24 protein-coding genes, 1 tRNA gene and 3 pseudogenes are annotated in these 25,276 nt (G+C 55.1%); 19 read left to right on the top strand and 9 right to left on the bottom strand.

The features are described 5' to 3' along the window. Positions 1-3 precede the first annotated feature (3 nt). From GAH_RS07165 to GAH_RS07130, 8 genes are read right to left on the bottom strand one after another with little or no spacing between them, the layout of a single operon-like run. Positions 4-1,194 (bottom strand): CaiB/BaiF CoA transferase family protein, encoded by a 1,191-nt coding sequence (locus tag GAH_RS07165; protein WP_048095708.1) that lies wholly within the window; start codon positions 1,192-1,194, stop codon positions 4-6. Positions 1,195-1,203: 9 nt separating this feature from the next. Continuing rightward, on the bottom strand, positions 1,204-1,593 hold the full coding sequence (locus tag GAH_RS07160; protein WP_048095702.1) for a universal stress protein: 390 nt from the start codon (positions 1,591-1,593) through the stop codon (positions 1,204-1,206). Positions 1,594-1,595: 2 nt separating this feature from the next. Next, positions 1,596-2,300, bottom strand: a complete 705-nt coding sequence (locus GAH_RS07155) for an ABC transporter ATP-binding protein (protein WP_048095701.1) — start codon at positions 2,298-2,300, stop codon at positions 1,596-1,598. After that, the gene (locus tag GAH_RS07150) at positions 2,301-3,032 is read right to left on the bottom strand and encodes an ABC transporter ATP-binding protein (protein WP_048095697.1); all 732 of its coding nucleotides are present in this window, start codon (positions 3,030-3,032) and stop codon (positions 2,301-2,303) included. 4 nt (positions 3,033-3,036) lie between these two features. Beyond that, the gene (locus GAH_RS07145; RefSeq protein WP_048096821.1) at positions 3,037-4,023 is read right to left on the bottom strand and encodes a branched-chain amino acid ABC transporter permease; all 987 of its coding nucleotides are present in this window, start codon (positions 4,021-4,023) and stop codon (positions 3,037-3,039) included. 1 nt (position 4,024) lies between these two features. Beyond that, the gene (locus GAH_RS07140) at positions 4,025-4,918 is read right to left on the bottom strand and encodes a branched-chain amino acid ABC transporter permease (protein WP_048095694.1); all 894 of its coding nucleotides are present in this window, start codon (positions 4,916-4,918) and stop codon (positions 4,025-4,027) included. A gap of 34 nt (positions 4,919-4,952) precedes the next feature. Continuing rightward, a complete protein-coding gene (locus GAH_RS07135) occupies positions 4,953-6,299 on the bottom strand; it encodes an amino acid ABC transporter substrate-binding protein (RefSeq protein WP_048095693.1) in 1,347 nt (448 codons plus the stop codon). A gap of 46 nt (positions 6,300-6,345) precedes the next feature. Further along, a complete protein-coding gene (locus tag GAH_RS07130) occupies positions 6,346-7,536 on the bottom strand; it encodes an acyl-CoA dehydrogenase (protein WP_048096820.1) in 1,191 nt (396 codons plus the stop codon). Between the two features lie 171 nt (positions 7,537-7,707). Here GAH_RS07130 and GAH_RS07125 point away from each other — a divergent pair, with 171 nt between their 5' ends. The 7 genes from GAH_RS07125 to aroE are packed head-to-tail and all read left to right on the top strand — an operon-like array spanning position 7,708 to position 12,978. Further along, positions 7,708-8,274 carry a pyruvate ferredoxin oxidoreductase subunit gamma gene (locus tag GAH_RS07125; protein WP_048095688.1) on the top strand — a complete coding sequence of 189 codons (567 nt, stop codon included), beginning with the start codon at positions 7,708-7,710 and terminating at the stop codon, positions 8,272-8,274. Further along, positions 8,271-8,555, top strand: coding sequence for a 4Fe-4S dicluster-binding protein (locus tag GAH_RS07120; RefSeq protein WP_084632338.1), 285 nt, complete (start codon positions 8,271-8,273; stop codon positions 8,553-8,555). The genes GAH_RS07125 and GAH_RS07120 overlap by 4 nt, the downstream gene beginning before the upstream one ends. Positions 8,556-8,565: 10 nt before the next feature. Then, a complete protein-coding gene (locus GAH_RS07115; RefSeq protein WP_048095683.1) occupies positions 8,566-9,741 on the top strand; it encodes a transketolase C-terminal domain-containing protein in 1,176 nt (391 codons plus the stop codon). Further along, on the top strand, positions 9,738-10,613 hold the full coding sequence (locus GAH_RS07110; RefSeq protein ID WP_048095679.1) for a thiamine pyrophosphate-dependent enzyme: 876 nt from the start codon (positions 9,738-9,740) through the stop codon (positions 10,611-10,613). Before GAH_RS07115 ends, GAH_RS07110 begins: the two co-directional genes overlap by 4 nt. Positions 10,614-10,631: 18 nt before the next feature. Then, complete coding sequence (locus tag GAH_RS07105; RefSeq protein ID WP_048095673.1) at positions 10,632-11,405, top strand: inositol monophosphatase family protein; 774 nt, start codon at positions 10,632-10,634, stop codon at positions 11,403-11,405. After that, entirely contained in the window at positions 11,402-12,178 is a 777-nt protein-coding gene (locus GAH_RS07100; RefSeq protein WP_048095669.1) for an NAD(+)/NADH kinase, read from the top strand. Before GAH_RS07105 ends, GAH_RS07100 begins: the two co-directional genes overlap by 4 nt. Continuing rightward, complete coding sequence (gene aroE / locus GAH_RS07095; RefSeq protein WP_048095666.1) at positions 12,175-12,978, top strand: shikimate dehydrogenase; 804 nt, start codon at positions 12,175-12,177, stop codon at positions 12,976-12,978. The genes GAH_RS07100 and aroE overlap by 4 nt, the downstream gene beginning before the upstream one ends. On the opposite strand, the gene GAH_RS07090 is transcribed toward aroE, so the two are convergent. Beyond that, positions 12,955-14,106 (bottom strand): HD domain-containing protein, encoded by a 1,152-nt coding sequence (locus tag GAH_RS07090; RefSeq protein ID WP_048095661.1) that lies wholly within the window; start codon positions 14,104-14,106, stop codon positions 12,955-12,957. The genes aroE and GAH_RS07090 overlap by 24 nt on opposite strands. Positions 14,107-14,236: 130 nt before the next feature. On the opposite strand from GAH_RS07090, the gene GAH_RS07085 reads away from it, so the two are divergent. The 12 genes and pseudogenes from GAH_RS07085 (at position 14,237) to GAH_RS07030 (ending at position 25,275) form a co-directional block, all read left to right on the top strand. Further along, complete coding sequence (locus tag GAH_RS07085) at positions 14,237-14,722, top strand: nucleotidyltransferase domain-containing protein (protein ID WP_048095658.1); 486 nt, start codon at positions 14,237-14,239, stop codon at positions 14,720-14,722. Between the two features lie 7 nt (positions 14,723-14,729). Next, positions 14,730-15,124 (top strand): annotated as a pseudogene (locus tag GAH_RS07080) (HEPN domain-containing protein). An 83-nt stretch (positions 15,125-15,207) separates the two neighbouring features. Then, a tRNA-Pro gene (locus GAH_RS07075) sits at positions 15,208-15,281 on the top strand. Positions 15,282-15,535: 254 nt separating this feature from the next. Beyond that, positions 15,536-17,155, top strand: coding sequence for a NosD domain-containing protein (locus GAH_RS07070; RefSeq protein ID WP_169745346.1), 1,620 nt, complete (start codon positions 15,536-15,538; stop codon positions 17,153-17,155). Between the two features lie 122 nt (positions 17,156-17,277). Further along, positions 17,278-17,935, top strand: a pseudogene (gene cbiM, locus GAH_RS07065) (cobalt ECF transporter S component CbiM). Positions 17,936-17,940: 5 nt separating this feature from the next. After that, the gene (locus GAH_RS07060; RefSeq protein ID WP_156967466.1) at positions 17,941-18,207 is read left to right on the top strand and encodes an energy-coupling factor ABC transporter substrate-binding protein; all 267 of its coding nucleotides are present in this window, start codon (positions 17,941-17,943) and stop codon (positions 18,205-18,207) included. Between the two features lie 4 nt (positions 18,208-18,211). After that, on the top strand, positions 18,212-18,943 hold the full coding sequence (gene cbiQ, locus GAH_RS07055) for a cobalt ECF transporter T component CbiQ (protein ID WP_048095647.1): 732 nt from the start codon (positions 18,212-18,214) through the stop codon (positions 18,941-18,943). Further along, positions 18,940-19,626, top strand: a pseudogene (locus GAH_RS07050) (energy-coupling factor ABC transporter ATP-binding protein); the annotation flags it as partial. The gene cbiQ and the pseudogene GAH_RS07050, both read left to right, overlap by 4 nt. 298 nt (positions 19,627-19,924) lie before the next feature. After that, positions 19,925-20,551, top strand: coding sequence for a hypothetical protein (locus GAH_RS10420; RefSeq protein WP_156967422.1), 627 nt, complete (start codon positions 19,925-19,927; stop codon positions 20,549-20,551). 32 nt (positions 20,552-20,583) lie between these two features. After that, the gene (gene ileS, locus GAH_RS07040) at positions 20,584-23,670 is read left to right on the top strand and encodes an isoleucine--tRNA ligase (RefSeq protein ID WP_048095639.1); all 3,087 of its coding nucleotides are present in this window, start codon (positions 20,584-20,586) and stop codon (positions 23,668-23,670) included. Then, on the top strand, positions 23,660-24,262 hold the full coding sequence (locus tag GAH_RS07035) for a 6-hydroxymethylpterin diphosphokinase MptE-like protein (protein WP_048095633.1): 603 nt from the start codon (positions 23,660-23,662) through the stop codon (positions 24,260-24,262). The genes ileS and GAH_RS07035 overlap by 11 nt, the downstream gene beginning before the upstream one ends. Further along, positions 24,259-25,275 (top strand): glycosyltransferase, encoded by a 1,017-nt coding sequence (locus GAH_RS07030; protein WP_052747806.1) that lies wholly within the window; start codon positions 24,259-24,261, stop codon positions 25,273-25,275. Before GAH_RS07035 ends, GAH_RS07030 begins: the two co-directional genes overlap by 4 nt. Position 25,276: the final 1 nt, after the last annotated feature.

Here is a 25,276-nt window from a genome sequence, read left to right as displayed (position 1 = left end):
AGGTTAGATTACGCCCTCAGACCTCAGGCGCTCTATCTCGCTCTTCCCGTAACCGATCCTCTCCAGAATCTCCTCCGTGTGCTCCCCAAGCTTCGGCGGTCTGTTGACCTCAACCTCGAAGTCGGAGAACTTCACAGGGTTGTTGAAAAGCTTTATCTTGCCCAGCCCCGGGTAATCGACGTCCACTATCACGTTCCTGGCCTTCGTCTGCGGGTGGTTCACAACCTCCTCGATCGTGTTCACCGCTCCGCACGGCACTCCAGCCTCAAGCAGGATCTCTATCCACTCGTCCCTGCTCTTCTCCTTCAGCTTCTCCACTATTATCTTCTCCAGCTCCTCTCTGTGCTTCAGCCTGTCCTGATTCGTCGCGAAGCGGGGGTCGTCCATTATGTGCTCCAACCCAACCGCCTTGCAGAAGGCCTTCCAGTGCCACTCAGTGGCCACGACGATGTTCACCAGCTTCCCGTCTCCGGCAGGATACGGCTCGTAAGGCGTTGCGAGGAAGTACTTCGACCCCATCCTCAGATCCTCGTCCTTCATTCCCTCGATCAGAACCATGTTCATCAGGTTCATCATCAGTGTCACCGCACAGTCAAAGAGCGAGACGTCGATCTCCATTCCCCTGCCAGTCCTCTCCCTGTTGAACAGCGCCACCATCACCGCGTAAACCCCATACAGCGCAGCGAGCAAGTCGGTTATCGGCACGTTCACCTTCGAAGGGTGCTCCTTCGTGCCGGTGTAGCTTATTATCCCCGTCTCACCCTGCATCACCTGATCGAAGGCCGGTCTGTCCCTGTACGGCCCTGTCTGTCCAAATCCAGAAATGTGGCAGTAGATTATGTCCGGCTTCACCTTCTTCACGCTCTCGTAATCAACGCCGAGCTTCTTCACGACCCCCGGCACGAAGTTCTCGATTATGACGTCAGCATTCCTCGCGAGCTTGAAGAAGATCTCCCTCCCCTCATCCTTCTTCAGGTCGAGGGTCATTGACTTCTTGTTTCTGTTCGCAACCGCGAAGTAAAAGCTCAGATCTCCGCGTATCGGAATCCAGTGTCTGGCCAGATCTCCCACGCCGGGCCTCTCTATGTGTATCACCTCTGCCCCAAGATCCGCCAGCAGAGTGCCAACATACGGCCCGGCCACAGCCTGACCGAGTTCGATTACAGTTATGCCTTCAAGCGGTTTCTCCCCCATACCACCACCTCACTTTATGCAGACCACAGGAATCTCAGCCTCAAGAATGACCTGCTGAGCCGTGCTTCCGAAGAGGAGCTTGCCCGCGGGACTTCTCTTCCTGACTCCTATGACGAGAAGCTCTGCCTTGACCTCATCGCAGAAGAGGAGGATGTCCTTTGCAGGGTCGTTTCCCCTCATAAGCAGGTGGGTCTCAACCTCAGCACCGATCTTCTCTGCAAGCCTCTCGGCCTCGCCAAGCATATCCTCGGCCTGCTCAACCTCCTCCCTGCTCGTTCTCGAGCCACCATGCATTGAGTGAATTATGTGGAGCTTCACTCCCCTCATCTTCGCCTCCTCAGCTGCAAACGTGACGATCTTCTCCAGCCTCTCTCTCCTGTCAATTGCGGCCACTATCATGCCTACACCCCCACGTAGGCCCTCTTCACAGCTTCCGACTCCTTTATCTCGTCCACCGTTCCTTCGGCAACCACCATTCCCTCTCCAAGGACGTAGGCGTAGTCTGAGATCTCGAGAGATGCGAACACGTTCTGCTCGACAAGCAGTATCGTGAGCCCCTCGTCCTTCAGCCTCGATATCGTCTCGAACACCTCGGCCACGAGCTTTGGCGCCAGTCCCTGGCTTGGCTCGTCCATGAGTATGAGTTTGGGCGCGGTCATGAGCGCTCTCGCGATGGCCAGCATCTGCTGCTCTCCACCGCTCATGGTTCCAGCCTTCTGCTTTTTCCTCTCCTTGAGTCTCGGGAATAGAGTGTAGACGAGCTCGAGAGAGTCTTCAAGCCTCTCCTCAGCATGCTTCGTGTATGCCCCAAGCATCAGGTTCTCCTCAACTGTCATTGAGGGGAAGAGATGCCTGCCCTCGAGAACCATCGTCATCCCTTCCTCAACCTTCCTGTGCGGCGGCATGTACGTGACGTCCTTGCCATCGAACTCCACAACACCCTTCCAGGGCCTGTTGAGGCCGAATATTGCCCGCAAGGTTGTTGTCTTGCCAGCCCCGTTCGGGCCGAGGATGGTGGTTATCGTGCCCTTCCTGACCTCCAGATTCACGCCCCAGAGAACCTGCATCTCCCCATAGCCAGCTTCGAGATCCTTAACGAACAGCATTCAGACCACCTTCTTGCCGAGGTAAACCTCAATAACCTTGGGATCGTTCAGAACCTGCATCGTCTCACCCTCAATGAGCTTCTTCCCCTGATGCATCACTATAACCCTCTCAGCGAACTTCGTTATCGCGTGCATGAGGTGCTCGACCATCGAAACCACGGCGATGTTCTCCTCCCTCCTCACCTTCTTCAGCAGCTCTATTATCCTGTCAACGTCGGATGGGTTCATCCCCGCCATGACCTCGTCAAGCAGCAGCATCTTCGGCTTCATCGCAAGAGCCCTCGCAAGCTCCATGAGCCTCTTCTCGAGAGGTGTGAGGAGCTTCGCCTCCTTATCCCTGAGCTCGTAAATGCCGACCATCTTCAGGTACTCGTCAGCCTCCCTCAGCGCGGATTCGACGTCAAGCTTGGCTCTCCCGAACATTGCGCCTATGGCCACGTTCTCCCTGACCGTCGCTGAGCCGAATGGGCGAGGGATCTGGAACGTCCTCGCGAGACCGAGAGGGGTTCTCGCGTGGGCTGGAAGTGTGGTTATATCCTTTCCATCGAAGATTATCCTCCCCTCGTCCGGAATGTAAACGCCGCTTATGAGGTTGTAGAGAGTTGTTTTTCCGCTTCCGTTAGGCCCGACTATGCCTATTGCCTCACCCTCGTGAACCTCGAGGTCAACGTGATCCACGGCAACAAGCCCGCCGAACCTTTTCGTAACACCCTCAAGCTTCAGGAGCGCCATTCTATCACCTCAGGTACTCGGAAAGCCTTGTGTTCTGGGCCTTCCTCTTCACGTAGCCAACCACACCCTCCGGAAACGCGACGATCGTTATTATCAGCAGCGGAGCAAGAATGAGCAGCTGAATCCCCGGAAAAACGACGGACAGGTAGTACTTCATTATGCCGTAGAGCAGTCCGCCAACCATCGGGCCGAGCAGCGTTCCAGCTCCTCCAAGCATCACGATGACTATCGCCTCGACGGTGTAGTGGATGTTGAAGACGTCCTCCGGAAAGACGTACGTGAGCTTGAGCGTCCATGCAATCGCCCCTATCAGCCCCGCAAACCCAGCGCTTGTTATGAACGCCATTATCTTGTACTTGGTAACGTTAATCCCCATAACCCTCGCAGCGTCCTCGTCCTCTCTTAAAGCGAGAAGTGCATAGCCCATCTTCCTGTTCAGGATTGTGATGGTTATGACCGCCGCAGCGAAAGCGATGATGAACACGAGAACGTCGGAGACGAACGTGGAGAGGAAGTTCGTCATCTCCCTCCCGAAGGCCTTCCTCATAAAGCCAGAGAGCACGATTCCCTCAGTCCCTCCCCACAGCCTCACTCCCTCAAGCAGGTACCTGAACCCCTCGTTCACACCTATGGTGGCGATGGCGAAGTAAGCTCCCCTGAGCCTGAGCGCCACAGCACCGACGGCAAGGGAGAGCAGGATGGACATCGTCAAAGCGAGGAGGACACCGATGGGTATGGCTATCAGGCCGAGGTGTCCGAAGTTCTTTATGGCGAGTGCCATTCCGTATGCGCCGAGTCCGAGGAAGGCAACGTATCCAAAGTCCACGTAACCAGTGAGGCCCAGAAATATGTTGAACGCCTGTCCGAGGGCGACGTAGAACATGAAGTAGGCTATGGGCTGCCACATTCCCGGCACTGTCAGGCCTATGACTATCAGCACCGCGTAGATGATGGCCATCGGCAGGAGGGGCTTGTATCTGGCGATGTTCATGTCACTCCTCACCTCCGAAGAGTCCTGTGGGCTTGATCAGCAGTATTATCAGCAGGAAGACGAACGCAACAAATCTGGTGAGGGCAAAGGGCTCGACTCCCGGAATTAGTCCGAGCAGAGTGTACGAGCCGTTCTCGAAGAGCCCGAAAAGGAAGCCTGCAAAGAATGCACCCCACGGCGAGCCGAGACCTCCGAGGACGGCTATGACGAACGCTTTCAATGTATAGTCCGTTCCCATGTAAACGTTGATGCCGACGGGAACGAAGAGGGTAACGAGGACTCCGCTGAGCACGGTCAGGCCTATTCCTATGGAGAAGCTCAAGGCAAAGATCCTGCTGACGTTTATTCCACACACTGTGGCTCCATCCCTGTCCTCAACAACAGCCCTTATCGCCGTTCCGAGCTTGGTTCTGCTGAACCAGAGATAGAGCAGTCCGGCTATCGCGACCGAGAACACGAAGGCCAGAAGCTTCGTGTACGGCACCGTAATGGGGCCAAGGTATAGCGTGCCGATGTCCCAGTGGAAGCCGACATAATCCGGCCCCCAAACGAACTTCGCCACCTCCTCTATGAAGATGCCGATGGCGAAAGTGGCGAGGAGGGTGGAGAGCTCGGGAGCGTCAACCAGTCTTCGCATGACTGCCTGAAAGATGATAAAACCGAGAGCGAGACCAAAAATGAGCGCGACTGGGATGGACATGACAGGTGGGATGGAATAAAGGGTGAACATCCAGAAAGCTGTAAATGCGCCGAGCATGATGAACGCACCATGCCCGACATTAACTATCCTGAGAACGCCAAAAATCAGGCTCAAACCCATCGTCGCCACACCGTACACGCTCCCGAGGAGAGCTCCGTAAAAGAGGTTGGAAATCAGGTGCTCGGTTACAGCCATTTAATCACCTCAAAAACATAAAAAATTGGGGAAATTACTTGACTGCCAGCTTGCCCTGAGCCTTCTCCTCCCAGGTCGGGATCGGGTAGTACGGCTCGGCGTTGGCAGCCTCTGGCGGCCAGATGATCTTCTTCGTGCCTCCCTGCCACTGGATGATGACCATCTCATGCCCGACCTGCTTTCCAGTCTCTGGGTCGATCTTCCAGAGGCCGTAGAGGCACATGAACTCTATGTCGTTCATAGCCTCTCTGACCTTGTCGGGATCGAGGCTCTGGGCCTTCTCTATGGCGTAGGCGTAGGAGAGCACGGCGGCAGCAGCCTCAGCAGCGTGGTAGCTTGGTGGCTCATCGCTTCCAGAGATCTCCTTGAACATCTGCATGAACTCGTCCTGCGTTGGGCCGAAGTAGTCCACTCCGAGCTTCTCTGCAGCCTCAGGGCTGTACTTGACTCCGACCTCCCACTGAGCTGGCGCGGCTATTCCCTCGGCCCTCGTTCCAAGGGCGTCGTAGAACTTCGGCAGTGCGGGAGCGACGAGTATCGAGATGGCCTTGACGTTTATCTTCAGATCTGCAAGCTGGCTAACAAGCAGCTGTCCATCTGCGAAGTGTCCTCCGCCGATTATGATGTCAGGGTTGGTGGCCTTCAGCTCGTTGAGGATCGGCGAGAGGTCCTGCACGCCCTTCGGATAGGTCTTGTCGAACACGACCTCAAATCCGAGTTCCTCAGCGTGCTTCTTGGCGGCGCTGAAGACCGACCTCGAGAACTCGGTGTCCTCGTAGACCATGGCCACCCTCTTTGCTTCTGGATCAATCGCCTTGACCATGTCGAGGAATCCGGTCTGGTACTTGCTCGCCGGGCTGAGGGTCTGGACGACGTAGTAGTAGCCCTGCTCGAATATGTAGTCGCTCGCACCGCCGTGGCTGTTCATTAGCACTCCGTACTTCTCAGCAATGGGTGCGGCTGCAAGCGTTAGGCCAGAGCTGTACGGTGCGAGTACGAACTTGACGCCGTCCTGCACAGCAAGCCTCTCAATTATGCTCTGAACCACCTCTTTGTTGGACTGGTCGTCGTAGTACTTGATCTCTACCTTGTAGACCTTGTCTCCAACCTTGAGACCTCCGTGCACCTCATTTATCCACTTCGCGGCTACCTGCATGCCCCAGAGGGACATCTGCCCCTCCTTGGAGAACTTTCCGGTCAGGCTAATTGGTGCGCCGAAGTACAGCGTCTCCACCTGCGCCTCCTTCTTCTCCTCAGGTGCAGTCTTTTCTGGCGTCGGTGTTGGCGTCGCAGCAGGCTTCTCCTGCTGCTGGGCGCAGCCAGCAAACAGCAGGGCCATTACGAGGAGCCCTGCCACCAAAAACATCCATCCTTTTCTCATGCGAGACACCTCAGAGTTCCATAATAATTAATACTTAAAAATTTTCTCATCTTTTCAGCTCCCTCCTGAAGGCCTGAATGCCTGTGATCGCCCTGCCGAGGATGAGCGTGTGGATGTCGTCCGTGCCCTCGTACGTGTAAACCGACTCGATGTTGGCCATGTGCCTTATCGGGGAGTAGTCGAGGCTTATTCCGTTCGCTCCAAGCAGCTCCCTCGCCATCCTTGCTATCTCCCTCGCGACCTTCACGTTGTTCTTCTTCGCGAGCGATATCTGCTCCGGGGTAGCTTTACCCTCATCCATCAGCCTTCCGAGCCTCCACGAGACGAGCTGCGCTTTAGTTATCTCTATGAGCATGTAAACGAGCTTCTCCTGAACGAGCTGGTAGGATGCGAGCGGTGCGCCAAACTGCTCCCTCTCCTTCACGTAGTTTAAGGCCGTCTCGTAGCAGTCCATCGCTATCCCTATAGCACCCCACGATATGCCATATCTGGCCTGATCAAGGCAGCTGAGCGGTGCTCTGAGTCCGAGAGCCTCGGGCAGCCTCTGCTCCTCCGGAACCCTGCAGTTCACGAAGCCGAGCTCACCGACACCCCCGGCCCTCATGGAGCCCTTCTTGGTTATCGCCTGCTGGGTGAAGCCCTTCGTGCCCTTCTCGACTATGAACCCCTTCACCTTCCCGTCATCAACATCCCTCGCCCAGACGACTGCTATGTCCGCGATGTCCCCCTCGGTTATCCATGTCTTGGTGCCGTTGAGAACCCACTCGTCTCCATCCTTCCTGCACGTCATCTCCATGCTGCCCGGGTCACTGCCGTGGTTAGGTTCTGTGAGCCCGAAGCAGCCAATTATCTCACCGCTCGCGAGCTTTGGCAGGTACTCCTTCTTCTGCTCCTCGCTACCATACCTCCAGATCGGGTACATCACTAGGCCAGAGGTGACGGCGACGAAGCTCCTCAAAGCGCTGTCAACCCTCTCAACCTCCTGACAGATGAGGCCGAATGTCGTGTAGTTCATCCCCGGACAGCCGTACTCCTCAGGGATGAAGGCGCCGAGCATCCCCATCTCACCGAACTTCTTTCCAAGCTCCCTGAAGTTCAGCGGCTTCTCCTCGTGCCAAGCATCAACTACCAGAGGCTCAACCTCCTTCTCGAGGAACTCCCTGACAGAATTTCTGACAAGTCTCTCCTCATCGGTCAGAAGCTCGTCAATACCGTAAAAGTCCACACCCCTGAACACATTTATCACCTTTGATGATGAATTTAATTATCATTTATTAATTTTTCGGAAATTGATTTCCCAAAATGCGTTTGAGTGGTGTGGAGCACAGCAGGTGAATTACCGCCGTAAATACCACAACATTATTAAATCACCGTATGGTGCTATTATCTGACACAGAAAAGGAGGTGGATGGGTATTCTAATTGAGGTTAGGTTTCACGGTAGAGGTGGTCAGGGAGCCGTGACTGCAGCAGACCTTCTCGCAGTTGCCGGGTTCAAGGACGGATACTACACCCTCTCATTCCCCATGTTCGGTGCTGAGAAGAGAGGGACTCCGGTTGTATCTTTTCTGAGGGTGTCCGACGAGCCGATAGTGATTAGGGACGAGGTCAAGAATCCCGACTACGTGGTCGTTATGGATCCCTCGCTCATAGACGTTGTGGATGTCCTCGCGGGGATAAAGGAGAACGGCATGCTGATAGTCAACTACCCGAAGGGCGCGGATGAGCTGAGGGAGAAGCTGAACACGGACGTGAAGGTTTACACCATAAACGCCACGAAGATGGCGACAGAGATCCTCGGAAGGCCGATAACCAACACCGCAATGGTCGGAGCTCTGGTAGGGGCGACGGAGATCATCAGGATAGAGAGCGTTGAGGAGGCAATTATGGAGTTTTTCGAGAACAAGGAGATCGCCGAGAAGAACGTGCAGCTTGTTAGGAAGGCTTACGAGTACATGAAGGAGGTATGCGGATGAGCAAGATGAAGCTGTACATAGGGGCGAGCAATCCGGCCAAGACCTCGCAGATGAAGACCGGAGACTGGGGGACTGAGTGGGCGTACGTTGACGAGGAGAAGTGCATAGCCTGCGGACAGTGCGTAACGTTCTGCCCCGAGCCGGCTGTTGAGCTGGTCGAGAAGGGTGGAAAGAAGGTGGCGGTTGTAGATCACGATTACTGCAAGGGCTGCTGGGTCTGCTACACCGTCTGCCCTGTTGAGGCGATAAGAATGGAGACCAAGGACATTTACAAGTTGTGAGGTGTGCTTTATGAGGAAGGTTGTTAGGGGTTTTTACGCGATTGCTGAGGCCGTTAGGCTGTCAAGACCCAACGTCATAGCCGCTTACCCCATCACTCCCCAGACAGAGATAGTGGAGAATTTGGCCGAGATGTACGCCAACGGAGAGCTCGGCGACACGGAGTACGTGACGGCCGAGTCTGAGTTCGGTGCCGCGTCCATGGTTCTCGGAGCGTCTGCGGCAGGAGCGAGAGCCTTCACGGCCACAAGCTCTCAGGGACTGCTCCTTATGACCGAGGTGCTGTACAACGCGGCCGGGATGAGGCTCCCGATAGTTCTGGTGGTCGCAAACAGATCCGTTTCGGCACCACTCAGCATCTGGAACGACATTCAGGACAGCATCTCGATCAGAGATGCAGGAATAATACAGCTTTATGTAGAGAGCAATCAGGAGGCACACGACATGATCCCGCTCGCATTCAAGGTGGCCGAGAACAGAGACGTGCTCCTGCCATTCATGGTATGCGTTGACGGGTTCAAGCTCACCCACGCCTACGAGCCGGTAGACCTGCTCGATCAGGAGACTGTAGACAAGTTCCTCCCACCATACGAGCCCGTGGTGAAGCTGGACATTGAGAAGCCCGCCGCCCTCGGATGCTACGCGCCACCGCCCTACTACATGGAGTTCAGGGTGGCTATGGAGATGGCAATGGAGAGGGCGAGAGAGGTGATGCTGAAGGAGTTCGAGGAGTGGTACAGGCTAACGGGCAGAGACTGGGGCGGGTATGTTGTGGCAGAGAACTGTGAGGACGCTGAGGTCGTGGTTGTTGCGATGGGATCGATAGTCGCGCTGATAAGAGAGGTAGTGAAGCAGATGAGAAAGGAGGGTAAGAAGGTCGGGATGCTGAAGATCAGGACGTACAGGCCGTTCCCGCACGAGGAGGTTAGGAAGGCGCTGAAGAACGCCCAGAAGGTTGTGGTGATTGACAGAGCACTTTCCATAGGCGCTGAGCCACCCCTTGCCGCTGACGTCAAGTCTGCCCTGTTCGGCCTCTCTCCGGAGTTCCACTCGGTCGTGATGGGGCTCGGAGGAAGGGACATCCCGAGGGAGCAGATAGAGAAGCTGATAAACGACGTGCTCGAAGGGAAGGCAAAGCCCGGAAAGAGGTTTGAGGGACTTTACGAGTTCGAAGAGGTGATACCATGAGCCTGTTCGGTCCGGGACACGGAGCATGCCCCGGATGTGGCTTCCCCATAGCCGTCAGGGGGGCACTCGAGGCTTTAGACGGGAAGGTCATAGCCGTCAACTCCACCGGCTGTCTCGAGATCGTCAGCTCGATGTACGGCAGGAACACGTGGGGCGTGCCCTACATCCATTCCCTGTTCGAGAACGCCGGAGCTGTGGCTGCGGGAATTGAAACCGCTCTGAGGGCGCTCAAGAGGGACAAGGAGGCTCATGTGGTCGTTTTCGCTGGAGATGGTGCGACGTTCGACATAGGAATAGGCACGCTCTCGGGGATGATGGACAGGAACCACAACGTCATCTACATCTGCTACGACAACGAAGCTTACCAGAACACAGGCAACCAACAGAGCATGGCGACCCCAACGGGTGCGGCAACAACAACCACTCCCGCAGGAAAGGTCATACCGGGCAAGATGGGGAGAAAGAAGGACATGATAAGCATAGCCGTTGCCCACGGCATACCATACGTTGCCTCGGCAAGCATTGCATTCCCGAAGGACTTCCAGAGGAAGGTCAAGAGGGCTGCTGAGTTTGAGGGGGCGAAGTACATTCAGGTTCACGCTCCCTGTGTTACCGGGTGGGGCATAGACGGAAAGCTGACGGTCGAGGTCGCAAGACTTGCGGTAGAGACTGGCCTCTACCCGCTCGTCGAGTACGAGAACGGCAAGCTCGTTAGAGTTAGGAAGATAAAGGACAGAAAGCCGGTTGAGGAGTACCTGAAGCTCCAGAGGAGGTTCAGGCACCTCTTCAAGCATCCGAAGGGCAAGGAGATCATTGAAGAGCTTCAGAGGGTTGCGGACGAGAACGCCAGGAGATACGGGCTCGACGCCTGACCTCACCCTTTTTTGATTATGAACCCCGAAAAGGCCCTCGAGATTTCGAGGAGAGTTGCTGAGGAAGTTGAAAAGGCAATATCCGGCATAGCCGGCACGAGAGAGGCCGGAGAAGTCGTCGGAATGGGGAAGGACGGTACTCCAACTAAGAGAATAGACAAGCTCGCAGAGCAGGCGGCGCTTAGAGTTCTTGGAGAGTACAACGTCACCGTGGTGAGCGAGGAGGTGGGGGTGACAGGAGAAGGGGACGTGTATGTCGCCCTCGATCCGATAGACGGAACTTTCAACGCCGAGAAGGGTGTTCCGATCTACTCTGTCACGCTCCTCTTCTCTAAATCGAGGAAGCTTGGAGACGCGTTTTTTGGATATGTGAAAAACCTCGCAACAGGGGAGGAGTACTACTCGGATGGAGTTAAATCATACAGAAACGGGAAGGAGATCAGGGCGAGCAGCACCGAAAGCCTGCGCTGCAACGCCATAGTCTACTACCCGAACAGAGATCTTCCCTTCCGGAGGGTCAGGATCTTTGGCGCCTCGAGCCTCGAGATATGCTACGTAGCCGACGGAAGGTTCGACTGCTTCATCGACCTGAGGAAGGGGGAGAACGGACGGGGATTCCTGAGGGTCTACGACATCTCCGCGTCCCTCTTCATAGCGAAGAACGCCGGTGCGAGAGTGTCCAGCCTTGACGGAGACGACATCTGGGAGAAGGAAATAGCGATGGACGAGAGGTTCAGGATCGTGGTTTCGGGAGAGAAGATACACGACAGGCTCATAGAGATGCTGCTATGAGGGTCGGAATAGTCTACAAGTACGACTCCCTGAATGTTGCGAGGGAGGTCGCGGATTTTCTCAGGGAAGCGGGAGTTAAGGCAGAGCTCCACCACATCCCAACCTGCAGCCTCGAGGACTGCGGGATAATCGTCACGGTTGGTGGAGACGGGACGATCCTCAGAACACTCCAAGAGCTGAAGAACCCTCCTCCTATCTTTGGCATAAACACCGGGAGGATGGGGATCCTGACCCATGCTGAGCCGGGAGACTACAGGAAATCCCTGCTAAAAGCCGTCAACGGAGAGCTTGAGGTCGAGGAGTTTATGAGGATAGAGGCGAGGTACAGGGATGTGGAGCTCACTGCCCTGAACGAGGTTGCGATCCTGTCCTCTGCTCAGGCGAGGCTGATAGAGTACGAGGTTGTGGTGAATGGGAGAGTGATTGACTCCATGCGGGCTGATGGGGCGATATTCTCCACCCCTGTTGGCTCGACCGCCTACTCCCTCTCTGCAGGCGGCCCGATAATCGACCCCTACACCTCCGCCATATGCTTCACACCCGTCTCGCCCTTCAGGGTTGGCTGGAGGCCATGGGTGTTCTCGGGGGATAGAGAGGTGGTATTCAGGCTGAAGCCGCTGAGGGATGCAGTCGCGATTGCCGACGGGAACAGAGCAGTAGAGGTGGAGGCAGGGGGCGAGGTGGTGATAAGGAAGTCAAAGCACCCGGCAAGGTTCTTCCGTGTGGAGTCGAGGCTCAAGAAGATTGCGGAGAAGATGAGGAAGCTGAGATGACGGAGGTTTTCGGGGTTATCGGCCACCCGATAAAGCACTCGCTCTCGCCGGTTATGCACAACGCTGCCTTCAGGCACCTGAACTACGACGGGATCTATCTGGCTTTCGAGGTGAGGAGCGGGGAGCTTGAATCAGCTTTGAACGGTGCGAGGGCACTCGGGATCAGGGGGCTGAACATAACGATACCCCACAAGGAGAGGGCTGCCGAGATCCTCACACCTGACAGGGCTGTGGAGGAGATAGGGGCATGCAACACCGCAGATTTGAGTGAGTGGAGGTGCTACAACACGGACGTCCACGGAGTCCTCATGGCCCTGAGAGAGGCAGGAATCGACATAAATGGAATCCGGGTTCTGGTCGTCGGTGCTGGGGGCGCGGGAAAGGCCTGCATTTACGCGCTGAGAGATGCAGGCGAGGTGTTCGTGACCAACAGGACTGCAGAGAGGGGCAGGGAGGTGGCGAGGAGGTTCGGAGTGGAATTCATAGAGATGGAGGGGTTAGCGACGCAGAGCTTCGACCTCATCGTTAACGCAACCCCAATAGGTATGAAGGGGTTCCCTGACACCCTTCCAGTTCCGGAAGAGGTTGTAAGAAGGTGCTCAGCCGTTTTTGACATGGTTTACAACCCCCCGGAGACGAGGCTCGTGAAAGTTGGCAGGAAGTACGGCTGCAGAATAGCAAGCGGAGTTGACATGCTGATCTATCAGGGGGCAAAGGCGTTTGAGATATTCACGGGCCTCAAAGCGCCCGTGGATGTGATGAAGAGAGCGGTGGTCTCAGAACTCGAAAAGCTCGCTTAGCTTCTTCTGCTTCGAGGTTTTTATGTCGAAGTAGTCTACAGCAGCCCTTCTAACCTTCTCCACATGCTCCTCAGGACAGTAAACCCCCAGCCTCCAGTTCGCAACCTGCGCGTTTTTTAGGGCGGTGACGAGGGGAGAGAGCTTGGCTATTGACACGAATTCCCCATCAACGAGCACAGGAACGTCGTACTCCGAGCTCTCCAGAGGTGGTATGTCCACTATAACATGCCCATCCTCCACTCCCGCGTCCTCGGCAATCTCCCTCGCTGCTTTCGCCGAGTCAACCCTCTCCACATTCACGCCTACATCTCCACGGGGAGAATAGATTGCTCTCTTGAACAGCCTCCTCGTGCTGAGTCTCGAGGCTATCTCCCCGGCCAGCCCCTCTGCGCTTCTCATCAGCCACGTGACGTCATAGTCATCCATCCTTGCAAGGTCTCCCGGCTCCACCACGCCCTCCTCGATCATCCACTCCATCGCCCTCTCGAACATCTTCCTCGCGATCCTGCACACGTGGTGGTGGTAAACGGCAGAGTACATGAGGTATCTGGAGATCAGGAAGCTCTCAACCGCCCTGACGCCACCAGCATCCACAAAAACCCTGCTCCCATCGAAGTGCATCTTCTCCACGAGCCTGTCGAAGTCCACAACACCGTATGCCACGCCTGTGTAGTGTGCATCCCTCAGCAGGTAGTCTATCCTGTCCACGTCTATCACGCTGCTGACCGGCGGCCTTGCAACCTCCTCAGCAACCCTGCGCCAGTCAATGCCGTGCCTGTCGAGGATGTCCCCTATCTCAGACTTCCCGATGATGTCCCTCACGTCTTCATGCTCCCGCCTCATATACTTCTTCAGTATGATCTCACCAGAGTGGCTGAAGGGAGTGTGGCCTATGTCATGCAGAAGCGCGGCAGCAAGAATGTGGGGGTCTATGGTGAGCTTCGACGCGACGTGCATGACGCCTATGCTGTGCTCGAACCTCGTGTGGTGCGCTCCGGGGTAAACGAGATCCGCGAAGCCCAGCTGCTTTATCCTCCTGAGCCTCTGGAACTGGGGAGTGTCTATGAGCTCCACCATCCACCCCTCGAGCTTAATTGTGCCGTGAACGGAATCGTGAATGAGCTTCACACCAGTAGTTTTGCAAGGAGGTAAATCAATGTTTTTTTGATTGAGATGATACAAAACCAAGCAGCACCTTGCCCCAAAAAAGGATTGATTCAAAAAGCTAAAAAACTTCATTTGCAAAATGCTAAAAATAATGGTTCACGAAGAGCTCATTGAAAGACTTGTAGATACCCTCAAGGAAAAATACGGCGATAGACTTATCTCAGTCGTTTTGTTCGGCTCAGTTGCACGTGGAGAAGCAAGAAATGACAGTGATATAGACATAATTGTCGTGGTTGATGACCTTCCCAGAAGCAGATTTGAAAGACAGAAAGAATTTTTGGAGGTCGAAGAAAGGCTTGAAAGCATTTTTGAGAGATTGCTCGAAAGTGGATATCTTGTAGACATCTCTCCCATCCTCAGAACTCCCGACGAGATTATCAGACTACCCCCAGTGCTGCTCGACGTGGTTGAAGACGGGATAATTCTTTACGACAGAGATGATTTTTTCAAGGGAGTGCTTAAAAGATTGAAGAAGAGGCTTAAAGAACTCGGCTCTAAAAGAGTCAGAATGGGGAAACGATGGTACTGGGTACTGAAGCCTGATTACAAGTTCGGAGAGGTGATAAAAATTGAATAGCATTGCCATGGCGGTATCTTACTTAAAACAAGCCGAAGAGAGAATTAAACACGCAAAAGAAGCTTTTGAAAGCGGAAACTACCCATACACTATTAGAGAATGTCAAGAAGCTGTAGAGCTCTCCTCAAAGCGGCTTTAAGAATTGTCGACATAGAACCCCCAAAGATCCACGATGTTGGCCCAATTCTGAGGAGAAACAGCGAATTTTTCCCAGAGTGGTTTAGAGAAAACATAAACAGAATGGCCACAATATCAAGAACGCTCAGACAAGAGAGGGAAGTCAGCATGTACGGTGACGAAGAACTGTCACTACCTCCAGAGGAGATATACTCTGAAGAGGATGGAAAGTTTGCCGTAGAATCATGCGAATTTGTGCTTGAGAATTGCAAAAAAAACTGTTAGAACAGTTCCTTGACAGATGGCCAGACAGGAATTCTGATTGACAAGCGGAGACTTTTTAAACCCACACGAGTCCGGGAGAACAGGGGGCCGTAGGGTAGCCTGGTTATCCTTCCGGCTTTGGGAGCCGGTGACCCGAGTTCAAATCTCGGCGGCCCCATCGACCACAGTTCATCATAATGAGGCAATGTCGTGTTCCCATAATCGAAATTCATCATTATGAGAAAGCAGTTTCTCAAAACGTCTGATAATCATGATGATTTACATAATAATATAATAGTAGTAAAATTAATATACAGCAAAGAATACAGTTGAGTGAGAGTGCAGAACAGCCTGTCTCGCAGGTCTGTTTTTGCACTCCATGGAGGCATTCAGATGTCAGGCACATTATCAACGCTGATCAGGGGAGTCGCTGTGGCGGTTATCGTTTTGAGTGCATACTTCGTGGTAACGTCAACTTCAGTTTTCTCCTTGGGAGACAGTGAGATAGTCTCATGCGGTGTGGTGGATGCCCCGGGGTACTACTATCTGAGCAGCAACATCACCAACGTCACAGGCACGTGCATCATCATCTCCTCGGACGACGTGATAATTGACGGGAAGGGCAGGTGGATCAGCGGCGAAAGCGGAACAGGGATCTACGCGACAGGTGGGAAGTCCAACATCACAGTTAGGAATCTGACCATTTCTGGGCTAAACAACGGTGTTGTGTTTGTCAACGTGACAGGAGGGGCCATCGAGAGAGTGAACATAACAGGGTGCAACGAGTCCGGAATACACCTTTCAGGAGACGGTATCCTGGTGACTGACTCAACCGTGAGTTCGGCTGAAAGAGGGATTGTTTTCCACGCAAACCACAGCAGGGCAGAGAACAACACTCTCTCAAACAACACCGTCGGGTTCGTTGTGGCCGGAAGCTGGAACACGGTGACGGAAAACAGAATCACCTTCAACGACATAGGGCTTCAAATCCGAGAGGGTAGCGGGAACACGATAGCCGACAACCTGATAGCGAACAATAAAATGTACGACGTGTTTATCCCGTTCAGCTCGGGCCCATCAGTCTGCGATAACACAGTCGAGAACAACACGGGTTCAGGAGGAAGGATAATCGGCTTCTTCAACACCTCTATAAGAATGGCAAATCTCATCTTTTCCGAGCTCATCCTCTGCGGTGTTAGCGGTGCGTATATCGAGAACGTCACGGTTGCAGGCTCAGACGGGAACAACAACGGAATTTTGATCCTGCACTCCACCGGAGTGTCCCTCGACAGCGTAAACTCCTCCCACAACTACCTTGGCGTGTCCCTTGCCAGCTCTTCGGGAGTGACGGTCTCTGGAAGCACGCTGATAGGAAACGTCATCGGCGCAGCCATGTATGCCTCCACGCACAACACCCTCACGGGCAACGAGATTGCTGAAAATGAGAATGGAGTGTACATTCACAACTCCACCCAGAACATCCTTCAAGGCAACGTCATCTCATCCAACGACATCGGCATACACTTGGAATCAGAGGGGGCAGCGCAGAGTGAAGACAACACGATCTTCGACAACCTGCTGAACAACACGGAGAACTTCCTGCAGTCCGGAGAGGGTCAGAACTCATGGAACCTCTCTGCGATACCGGGCACAAACATAGTGGGCGGGCACTTCATAGGCGGGAATTTCTGGGCAACTCCCGAGGGCACGGGGTTCAGCCAGGAGTGCGAGGACAGGGATGGAGACAGCATATGCGACTCACCCTACACGCTCAACGACGACAACATTGACTACCTGCCGCTCGCACCGGTCACACCCGCTCCAGCCCCGACGTCCCCGACTGTGCCACCATCCACGCCAAACGTTCAGAATACACCAACTCCTCAGCCGCTTCAGACGCAGACGCCCCCGCGCACCGGCCCAACATTCACCCACACAACACCAACCCCCACACCCTCTCAGGACCCGACGTCCGTTCCAGAATTTCCGGGCTTTTCGCTGCCAGTGGTTCTCCTGATGATCGCACTGGCAATCGGCCTGAGAGAGCGGTAATCCGAACAAGAGAGGCACATTTCACATCTCCTTTTTGCCGAGAGGCCCGAATTCGGGAGGAATGAAAACGTTTTTAAAACCTGATCAAACCATCTTGACAAAAAGTCAAGAGAGGTGGTCAAATGCACATAATGGAAGGCTTCCTCCCACCGGTGTGGGCAGCGCTGTGGTACGCTTTCGCGATACCGGTCGTGGCCTACGGGGGCCTACAAGGCCAAGAAGAAAATTGACGAGGATCCGAGGAACAAGTCCCTGCTCGCGGTTGCTGGAGGGTTCATATTCGTCCTCTCAGCCCTGAAAATCCCCTCGGTTACGGGAAGCTGCTCCCACCCAACCGGGACGGGGATAGCGGTAGTGCTGTTTGGGCCAGCGATTACGGCGTTTCTGTCTGCGATCGCACTCCTCTATCAGGCACTGCTGCTCGCGCACGGGGGAATAACGACTCTCGGAGCCAACACAGCCTCGATGGGAATTATAGGCCCGTTCTTCGGCTGGCTTGCGTACAGGGCAGTTAAGGACAGGGTTGACATAAAGGTGGCAACGTTCATAGCCGCTGCGATAGCCGACTGGATGACGTACGTTGTGACGTCAATCCAGCTTGCCCTCGCGTTTCCGTCTGGAGCAGGGATGGCTGGTGTGATCTCGTCCGCGACCAAGTTCATGGCGATATTCGCGGTGACTCAGATTCCACTCGCCATAATCGAGGGCGTAGTTGCGGCTCTGCTGATGAGCTACCTCGTTCAGGTGAGGGAGGACGTGGCACAGGGGGTGACAGCTTGAACAGAATTGCTGCTCTGCTTTCGGCCATCCTCGTCTTCACGCTCGTCTCGATAGTTGCGGCAGAGGAGGAGGGCGGATGGGCCGGAGCTGACGAGAAGGCCGAAGAGGCGATTGGCGAGATCGCACCGCACTACGAACCATGGTTCTCGCCGATATGGGAGCCCCCGAGCGGTGAGATAGAGAGCTTCCTCTTCAGCCTCCAGTCGGCGATAGGTGCCCTGATCATAGGCTACTTCCTCGGCTACTACAAGGGGAAGAAGGTTCAGGAGTGAGCGCATGCACGAAACCCTCGAAGAGGTTCAGATGACCTCGAGGAAGCCGATAAACGGTGACCTCAAGGTCTACTTCTCTCTCTTTTCTCTCCTTTTTGTCGTGCTCAGCGGAAAGGTGTCCGTATATCTCGCAGCACTGGCAATCTTCAGCGCCCTCTCGATCTATGCCGCCGGCAGACACTACCTGAGGCTGATGAAGGTTCCCTCGTACTTCCTGATACCGAGCGCGATCATAATCGCGTTCTTCATTCCGGGCAGCAGCATCTCGATCCCTCTCCCCATCAGCCCGACAAAGGAGGGCGTGGAGCTTGCCTTCTTCACGCTCATGAGGTCATACGCCTCGCTGTCCGTGCTGTTCTTCATGATTCTCACGACCTCTATCCCCGAGGTCTTCGCAGCTCTGAAAAGGCTCAGACTTCCCGCCTTCGTTGTGGAGATGAGCCTGCTAGTATACAGGGCAATTCAGGTGCTCATGGACGAGCTCGACAGGCTCGACAGGTCAGCCTCCTCAAGACTTGGTTATGCGAGCAAAAGGGCGTTTCTCAGAACATCATCTCTCCTCGCCTACTCGCTGTTCATGAAGTCCTTAGAGAGGTCTGAGAAGATGAACATGGCGATGGAGTCGAGGTGCTATTCTGGAGAGATGCCGGTGAGAAGCGAGGAGAGCTCGGGCTACGCTCTTTGCCTCGTAATCTCACTCGTTCTGATCGCACTTTGGCTGGAGGTGGGCGCTTGATAGAGACAGTCGACCTCTGGTTCTCCTACAGGGACAGAGAGGTGCTCAGAGGGGTGAACTTTCTGGCTGAGAAGGGTGAGGTCACCGTTCTGCTCGGCAGGAACGGAGCGGGGAAGTCTACGCTCCTAATGCACCTGAACGGCCTGCTGAAGCCAAAAAGGGGTGAGGTCAGGGTTGACGGCAAGAGAGTGGACTACAGCAGGAAGGGTCTGATCGAACTCAGGAAGAGAGTCGCGTTCGTCTTCCAGAACCCTGACGATCAGATTATCGCCCCCACGGTGTGGCAGGAGGTAGCCTTCGGCCCCCAGAATGTTGGAGAATATGACGAAAGCGCTGTGAGTGAAGTTCTGAAGGAGATGGGGCTCGATGGCTATGAGAGCAGGCTCTGCAACACCCTGAGCGGTGGTGAGAAGAAGAGGCTCACCATAGCAAGCGTTCTGGCCATGAACCCCGACTACATAATCATGGACGAGCCCACCGCTGGCCTCGATGGCTTCGGGCTGAGGGACATGGTCGAGGTTGTGAGGAAGCTCAGGAACGATGGAAAATCGCTGATAATCTCCACCCACGATCTGGACTTCGCGATGGAGGTGGCTGACAGGTTCGTCATACTTGATGGGGGGAGGATAGTTTTTGAGGGCGAGCATCTGGACTTCGATCTCGCGGAGAGGTGCGGGATAAGGCTCGGATACCTTAGGGGCACGCTAACGGTCGTTCCACACGACTGCCAGATTCCTGATGGGGACTTCGACTTCGTAGCCGTCATGGGTAAGAGCGCGAGGGAGAGGCTTGCAAGCCTTGGCATGGAGGCTGATATAACCTCCGCATCCCTCGAGAGGGCAATACTCAGGGCAATAAGCGGGAACTCCGTCCTGCTCGTCTGCAGCAGGAGCATGCTCGGAGTTGTGGAAAGAGAAGCAAGAAACTTCCCCGTGAGGCTAAAAGTAGCTGATGGGAGTGAGGTAGAAGGGGGTGCCAAGAGTGGACAGCTTCTTGCTGATCGCGGCGGTTAGCATAGCTTTCATCCACTCGCTCGCCCCTGATCACTACGTGCCAGTCTCGGCGATTGGGAGGTCGAGGAAGTGGTCTCTCAGCAGAACCCTGACGTTCTCCTTCATAGCGGCAAGCATGCACGTGGCGTCCTCAGCAGCCCTCGGACTCTCGGCATTCCTCGGCATGAACGTGCTTGGCCTTGCCGCGCTCATAGAGTCGCATTCCCCACACGTCCTGATCGCATTCGGGCTCTTTTACGCCCTCCTCTCCCACTTCAAACCCCACAGGCACGCTCATGCAGCATCAGCCCTCCTTCTCATCCTCGGGGTTTCTCCGTGCATCCCCCTCGTCCCTCTAACTCTTTCCGCTAAGAGCATTCCTGAAGCTCTGACGGTAATCATCACCTTTTCGGCCACAACGATCCTCACGATCCTCGCCCTGACATACATATCCTACAGAGCCTACAGACCTCCCGGAATTGCCGAGAAAGAGGATGTCGTCAGCGGGCTGATAATAGCTCTGACCGGGCTGGTGACCTGGTTCCTTGAAACCGCTCACAGAAGGGTGTGTTTGCAGGCAAAGGTTGCGCCTCGCCCTCAGCCCCCATTTTCATAAACTATTTTAATCTTTCATGTTCTCCATCATCCATGACGCTCTTCACTAACGTTTATTCGTTCAGGGATGTGGAGGAGTGGGTGAACAGGTTCTGGCAGGATAATTCAATTTATGAAAAGGCCAAGGAGAGGGGAGATAAGCCCTTCTTCTTCGTCGACGGTCCTCCATACACCACGGGCAGGATTCATCTCGGCACCGCGTGGAACAAAGTGATCAAGGACACCGTGCTCAGGTTCAGGAGGATGCTCGGCTACAGGGTCACCGACAAGCCCGGATGGGACATGCACGGGCTGCCAATCGAGGTCAAGGTTGAGCAGGAGCTCGGAATAAAGGAGAAAAAGGAGATCGAGAGGTTTGGAATTGACAGGTTCATCGAGAAGTGCATGCAGTATGCTCTGGAAAACAAGGACGCGATGACCGAGCAGTTCAAGAGGCTCGGGGTGTGGATGGACTGGGAGAACCCTTACATGACTGTGAAGGCGGAATACATAAACTCGGCGTGGTGGACGGTCAAGAAGGCGCACGAGAAGGGCCTGCTCGAGAGAAAGCTGATGGTCGTCAACTGGTGCCCGAGGTGCGAGACCGCCTTGGCCGATGCGGAGGTTGAGTACTGGGACGAGACCGATCCGTCAATCTACGTCAAGTTCCCGGTCAAGGGGCAGGACAACACGTACATAGTGATATGGACGACCACGCCATGGACGTTGCCGGCGAACATGGCCGTTGCTGTTCACCCCTCCCTCGAGTACGCGCTCATAAAGGCGATGAAGGACGGCAAGCTGGAGTACCTCATAATCGCCAAGGAGCTTGCAGAGGACGTGCTGAGGAAGGGCGGCTACGAGCTATGGGAGATCGTCGAGACCAAGCTTGGAGAGGATCTTGTTGGCCTCGAATACGAGCACCCCCTTGCGGATGAGGTGCCGATTCAGAAGGAGTTCAGGCACGCCGTTTACATGGCCGACTTCGTCTCTGCAGAGAACACGGGATGCGTGCACATCGCTCCGGGCCACGGTCTCGAGGACTACGAGCTCGGAGTCAAGCACGGCCTCGAGGTCTTCAACCCGGTCGACGACAGGGGAGTCTACACCGACAAGGCCGGGAAGTACGAGGGGATGCATGTGAGAGAAGCTAACAGAGTCATTATCGAGGATCTGAGGAACAAGGGCCTGCTGCTCGCCGACGAGAAGATAACCCACAGGTACGGCCACTGCTGGAGGTGCAAGACTCCGATAATCTACAGGGCGACCGAGCAGTGGTTCCTGAAGGTCAGCGAGGTAAAGGAGAAGATGGTCGAGGAGATCGACAGGGTGGAGTGGATCCCGGAATGGGCTGGGATGGCGAGGTTCAAGGACTGGGTCAGAAACGCGAGGGACTGGTGCATCAGCAGGCAGAGGTACTGGGGGATCCCAATTCCTGTTTGGATATGCGAGAAGTGCGGGAGGGAGAAGGTTGTTGGGGACATAAACGAGGTGGGATGGAAGAGCGACCTCGACCTCCACAGGCCTAAGATCGATGAGGTCACATTCACCTGCGAGTGCGGAGGGGTGATGAGGAGGGTTGAGGACGTCTTCGACGTGTGGTTCGACAGCGGAGTTGCGAGCTGGGGAACGTTGAACTACCCCTACGAGAAGGAGCAGTTCGAGAGGCTCTGGCCTGCGGACTTCATAACCGAGGGTCATGATCAGACGAGGGGATGGTTCTACTCCCAGCTCGGAACGAGCGTGGTTGCGTTTGGTAAGGCTCCTTACAAGGCAGTCCTCATGCACGGTTTCACCTTAGACGAGAAGGGCAGGAAGATGAGCAAGAGCCTGGGCAACGTTGTTGAGCCTGAGGAGGTCGTGGACAGGATAGGGGTTGATGCATTCAGGCTCTACGTGCTGTCATCCGCCCTCTGGGAGGACCTGAAGTTCAGCTGGAGTGAGGCTGAAAACTACCTGAGAGTCCTCAACATATTCTGGAACACCGTCAGGTTCGCCTACACCTACATGAAGCTGGACGACTTCAGGGAGGTGCCGGTTGACGGGGTCGAGCTCAGGGTTGAGGATCGCTGGATTCTGTCGAGGCTCGAGAGGTTCGTTAGAGTTGCAAGGGAGGCGATGGAGAGCTACCAGCTCCACAGAGTGGTGAGGGAGTTCTCGAACTTCGTGGTCGAGGACTTCAGCAGGTGGTACGTGCAGCTCAGCAGGAGGAGGGTGTGGGAGGAGAAGGACTCTCCTTCCAAGATCGCAGCCTACGCGACGATGTTCAGGGTTATAGACAGGGCCGTGAGGGCAATATCTCCGATAGCCCCGTTCATTGCTGAATACGTTTACCAGAACTTCGTGAAGGAGTTCAGGGATGGCGAGGAGTCTGTGTTCTTCGAGTCCTATCCTGAGGCCGACGAGAGGTGGATTGATGAGGAACTCGAGAGGGACATGGACATCGTGAGGGACATCAGCGAGGCGAGCTACAACGCGAGGCAGCAGGTGGGAATCAAGCTCAGATGGCCTCTCAGGAAGATGGTGGTCGAGGGAGGAGAGGATGTAAAGAAGGCCGTGGAGAACCTGAGGGAGATACTGCTGAACCAGTGCAACGTGAAGGAGGTCGAGTGGGTCGAGGAGTTCGAGAAGAACGTCATCGTGAAGCCGAACTACAGGAAGCTCGGCCCGCTTCTTAAGGACAGGGTCAGGGACTTCGTCAGCCACATAAACTCGCTCTCGCAGGACGAGCTGAGGAGGATCGTCTCCGAGGGAGTGGTTGAGTTCGATGGTGAGAAGTTCAGCGTCCACGAGGTTCTGGAGGTATCTTACGATGCTGGCAGCGACTACAGCGTTGCCGAATTTGGAAAGGGGACTGTATATCTCTACACCGTGATTGACGACGAGCTTAAGAAAGAGGCGTTTGCGAGAGAGCTTGTGAGGAGAATTCAGGAGATGAGGAAGGAGCTCGACCTCGATGTGGATGAGTTCATAAAAACCTACGTCGATGTTGACAGCAGCGAGGTGGAGGGGTGGGTCGACTACGTGAAGGAGGAGACCCGCTCCAAGGAGCTCGTTTTCGGAGAGGCAAGGGGCTACGTGAAGGAATGGGACATCGAGGGCAGGAAGGTCACCATAGGCATCGAGAGAGATGAGGCCTGAAGAGTGGTTCGAGATTTACCACCAAATCCTTTCGGACTTTGGCTTTGATGAGGCCAGAGATGCCGAGGCGGCAAGGCTGATGCACAGGCTCGCGGGAGACAAACTGCTGAGCGAGGAAGAGCTTAGGAGAAGGATTGATGGAAAAGAGGTTGCGGTGATTGGCGGGGCGGTTGAGAGCGAGATCGATGCAGAGGTGATTGTAACCGCTGGAAAGGCGATTCTCAGGTGGGTGGAGCTGTCTTCAAGAATCCCGGACGTGCACGTAACCGACATGGAGGAGCCGGAAGAGCTGCTGGAGGATCTCGAGAGAAAGGGGACGCTCCTCGTCCTTCACGCACACGGAGACAACATGGGCAGGATAAGAGCCGTGGTGCCGAGGATTGGGAAGTTCGTAGCCACCACCCAGCACAGGCCGTTCGATAAGGTATACAACTTCGGAGGGTTCACAGACGGAGACAGAGCAGCAATAATTGCGAAAAGGTTTGGAGCGAGGAGTATCATCCTGCACGGGTTCAGGTTTGAAGGGCGGGGAGTGAAGGGCAAGAAGCTGGTCTGGGCCAAAAGGATTCTCGAGAGAGAGGGTCTGCTTTGAGGATTGCGCAGATAACCCCCTACTATCCACCCCACATGGGCGGGGTTGAGATTCACGTTAAGAACCTCACAAAGGCCCTTTCTGAGAGACATGAGGTTGATGTCGTGTCATCAAACTCCGGCGACGTGGTTGTTCCGAGCATAGACATCCCATACTCCCCCATTCCGGTCATGAAGGTGGATGTTCGGGCTGACATCTATCACGCCCACGTTCCGAGCCCGTTTTTCGCCAACCTGTTCAGGGGGAAGAAGCCGCTGGTGATCACTTATCACAACGACGTGGTGATCCCCGAGAGGGTTTCGGGGTTCAGGCTGCCTGCATTCGGCTCAAGGATCGCAGAATTCGTGAACGAGAAGATCGTGAGGCGAATTCTTGATGAGGCGGATGCCATCATCGCCACAACCCACGACTACGCGCTCACGTCACCGATCCTGAGGGAGTACATGGACAGGGTGCACGTGATTCCAAACGGGATCTGGGTGGACGACTTCGAGTACAGAAGGGAGAAAGAGGACTTCCTGCTTTACGCAGGAAGGCTTGTGGAGTACAAGGGTCTCGGGACGCTCATCTCGGCCCTCGAAGGCAGCGACGTGAGGCTGGTGGTTGCCGGGGATGGAGAGGACAGAGGGAGGTTCGAGAAGCTTGTAGAGGTTAAGAGAGTGAAGGCCGAGTTTCTCGGCAGGGTGAGCTATGACACGCTCAAGGATCTGATGTCGAGGGCTAAAGCGTTGATTCTGCCATCCAAGACGAGGCTCGAGGCTTTTGGAATAGTCCTCCTCGAGGCCATGGCCTCCGGAACCCCGGTGATAGCCTGCAACACCCCCGGAGTGAGGTTTGTAGCACGGCATGGTGGCTTCGTCTTTGACAGCGTTGAGGAGCTGAGGCGGATCATCGAGAGTCTGGATGATGCTGTGGTGAGGAGGATGGGGAGGCGAGGGAGGAGGTACGCTGAAAGGCACGACTGGAGGATGATAGCGAGGGAGGTGGAGAGGGTGTATGAGAGGATTCTGTAAA

Origin of the sequence: Geoglobus ahangari (assembly GCF_001006045.1) — an archaeon.
In the GTDB taxonomy this organism is placed as follows: domain Archaea; phylum Halobacteriota; class Archaeoglobi; order Archaeoglobales; family Archaeoglobaceae; genus Geoglobus; species Geoglobus ahangari.
Note: the sequence above shows the minus strand (reverse complement) of the source record. Positions and strands in the feature narration are given on the sequence as shown.

What these genes read in the sequence shown, in the direction of transcription:
- GAH_RS07160 (WP_048095702.1), bottom strand. Translation starts at nt 1,593, where the DNA reads ATGATAGTGGCCGCAATTGACAGGAGAGAGAGGCTGGAGAAGATCGTC.
- ileS (WP_048095639.1), top strand. Translation starts at nt 20,584, where the DNA reads ATGACGCTCTTCACTAACGTTTATTCGTTCAGGGATGTGGAGGAGTGG.
- GAH_RS07085 (WP_048095658.1), top strand. Translation starts at nt 14,237, where the DNA reads ATGGTTCACGAAGAGCTCATTGAAAGACTTGTAGATACCCTCAAGGAA.
- GAH_RS07115 (WP_048095683.1), top strand. Translation starts at nt 8,566, where the DNA reads ATGAGGAAGGTTGTTAGGGGTTTTTACGCGATTGCTGAGGCCGTTAGG.
- GAH_RS07120 (WP_084632338.1), top strand. Translation starts at nt 8,271, where the DNA reads ATGAGCAAGATGAAGCTGTACATAGGGGCGAGCAATCCGGCCAAGACC.
- aroE (WP_048095666.1), top strand. Translation starts at nt 12,175, where the DNA reads ATGACGGAGGTTTTCGGGGTTATCGGCCACCCGATAAAGCACTCGCTC.
- GAH_RS07140 (WP_048095694.1), bottom strand. Translation starts at nt 4,918, where the DNA reads ATGGCTGTAACCGAGCACCTGATTTCCAACCTCTTTTACGGAGCTCTC.
- GAH_RS07100 (WP_048095669.1), top strand. Translation starts at nt 11,402, where the DNA reads ATGAGGGTCGGAATAGTCTACAAGTACGACTCCCTGAATGTTGCGAGG.
- GAH_RS07165 (WP_048095708.1), bottom strand. Translation starts at nt 1,194, where the DNA reads ATGGGGGAGAAACCGCTTGAAGGCATAACTGTAATCGAACTCGGTCAG.
- GAH_RS07125 (WP_048095688.1), top strand. Translation starts at nt 7,708, where the DNA reads ATGGGTATTCTAATTGAGGTTAGGTTTCACGGTAGAGGTGGTCAGGGA.
- GAH_RS07135 (WP_048095693.1), bottom strand. Translation starts at nt 6,299, where the DNA reads ATGAGAAAAGGATGGATGTTTTTGGTGGCAGGGCTCCTCGTAATGGCC.
- GAH_RS07105 (WP_048095673.1), top strand. Translation starts at nt 10,632, where the DNA reads ATGAACCCCGAAAAGGCCCTCGAGATTTCGAGGAGAGTTGCTGAGGAA.
- cbiQ (WP_048095647.1), top strand. Translation starts at nt 18,212, where the DNA reads ATGCACGAAACCCTCGAAGAGGTTCAGATGACCTCGAGGAAGCCGATA.
- GAH_RS07110 (WP_048095679.1), top strand. Translation starts at nt 9,738, where the DNA reads ATGAGCCTGTTCGGTCCGGGACACGGAGCATGCCCCGGATGTGGCTTC.
- GAH_RS07145 (WP_048096821.1), bottom strand. Translation starts at nt 4,023, where the DNA reads ATGAACATCGCCAGATACAAGCCCCTCCTGCCGATGGCCATCATCTAC.
- GAH_RS07155 (WP_048095701.1), bottom strand. Translation starts at nt 2,300, where the DNA reads ATGCTGTTCGTTAAGGATCTCGAAGCTGGCTATGGGGAGATGCAGGTT.
- GAH_RS07150 (WP_048095697.1), bottom strand. Translation starts at nt 3,032, where the DNA reads ATGGCGCTCCTGAAGCTTGAGGGTGTTACGAAAAGGTTCGGCGGGCTT.
- GAH_RS07035 (WP_048095633.1), top strand. Translation starts at nt 23,660, where the DNA reads ATGAGGCCTGAAGAGTGGTTCGAGATTTACCACCAAATCCTTTCGGAC.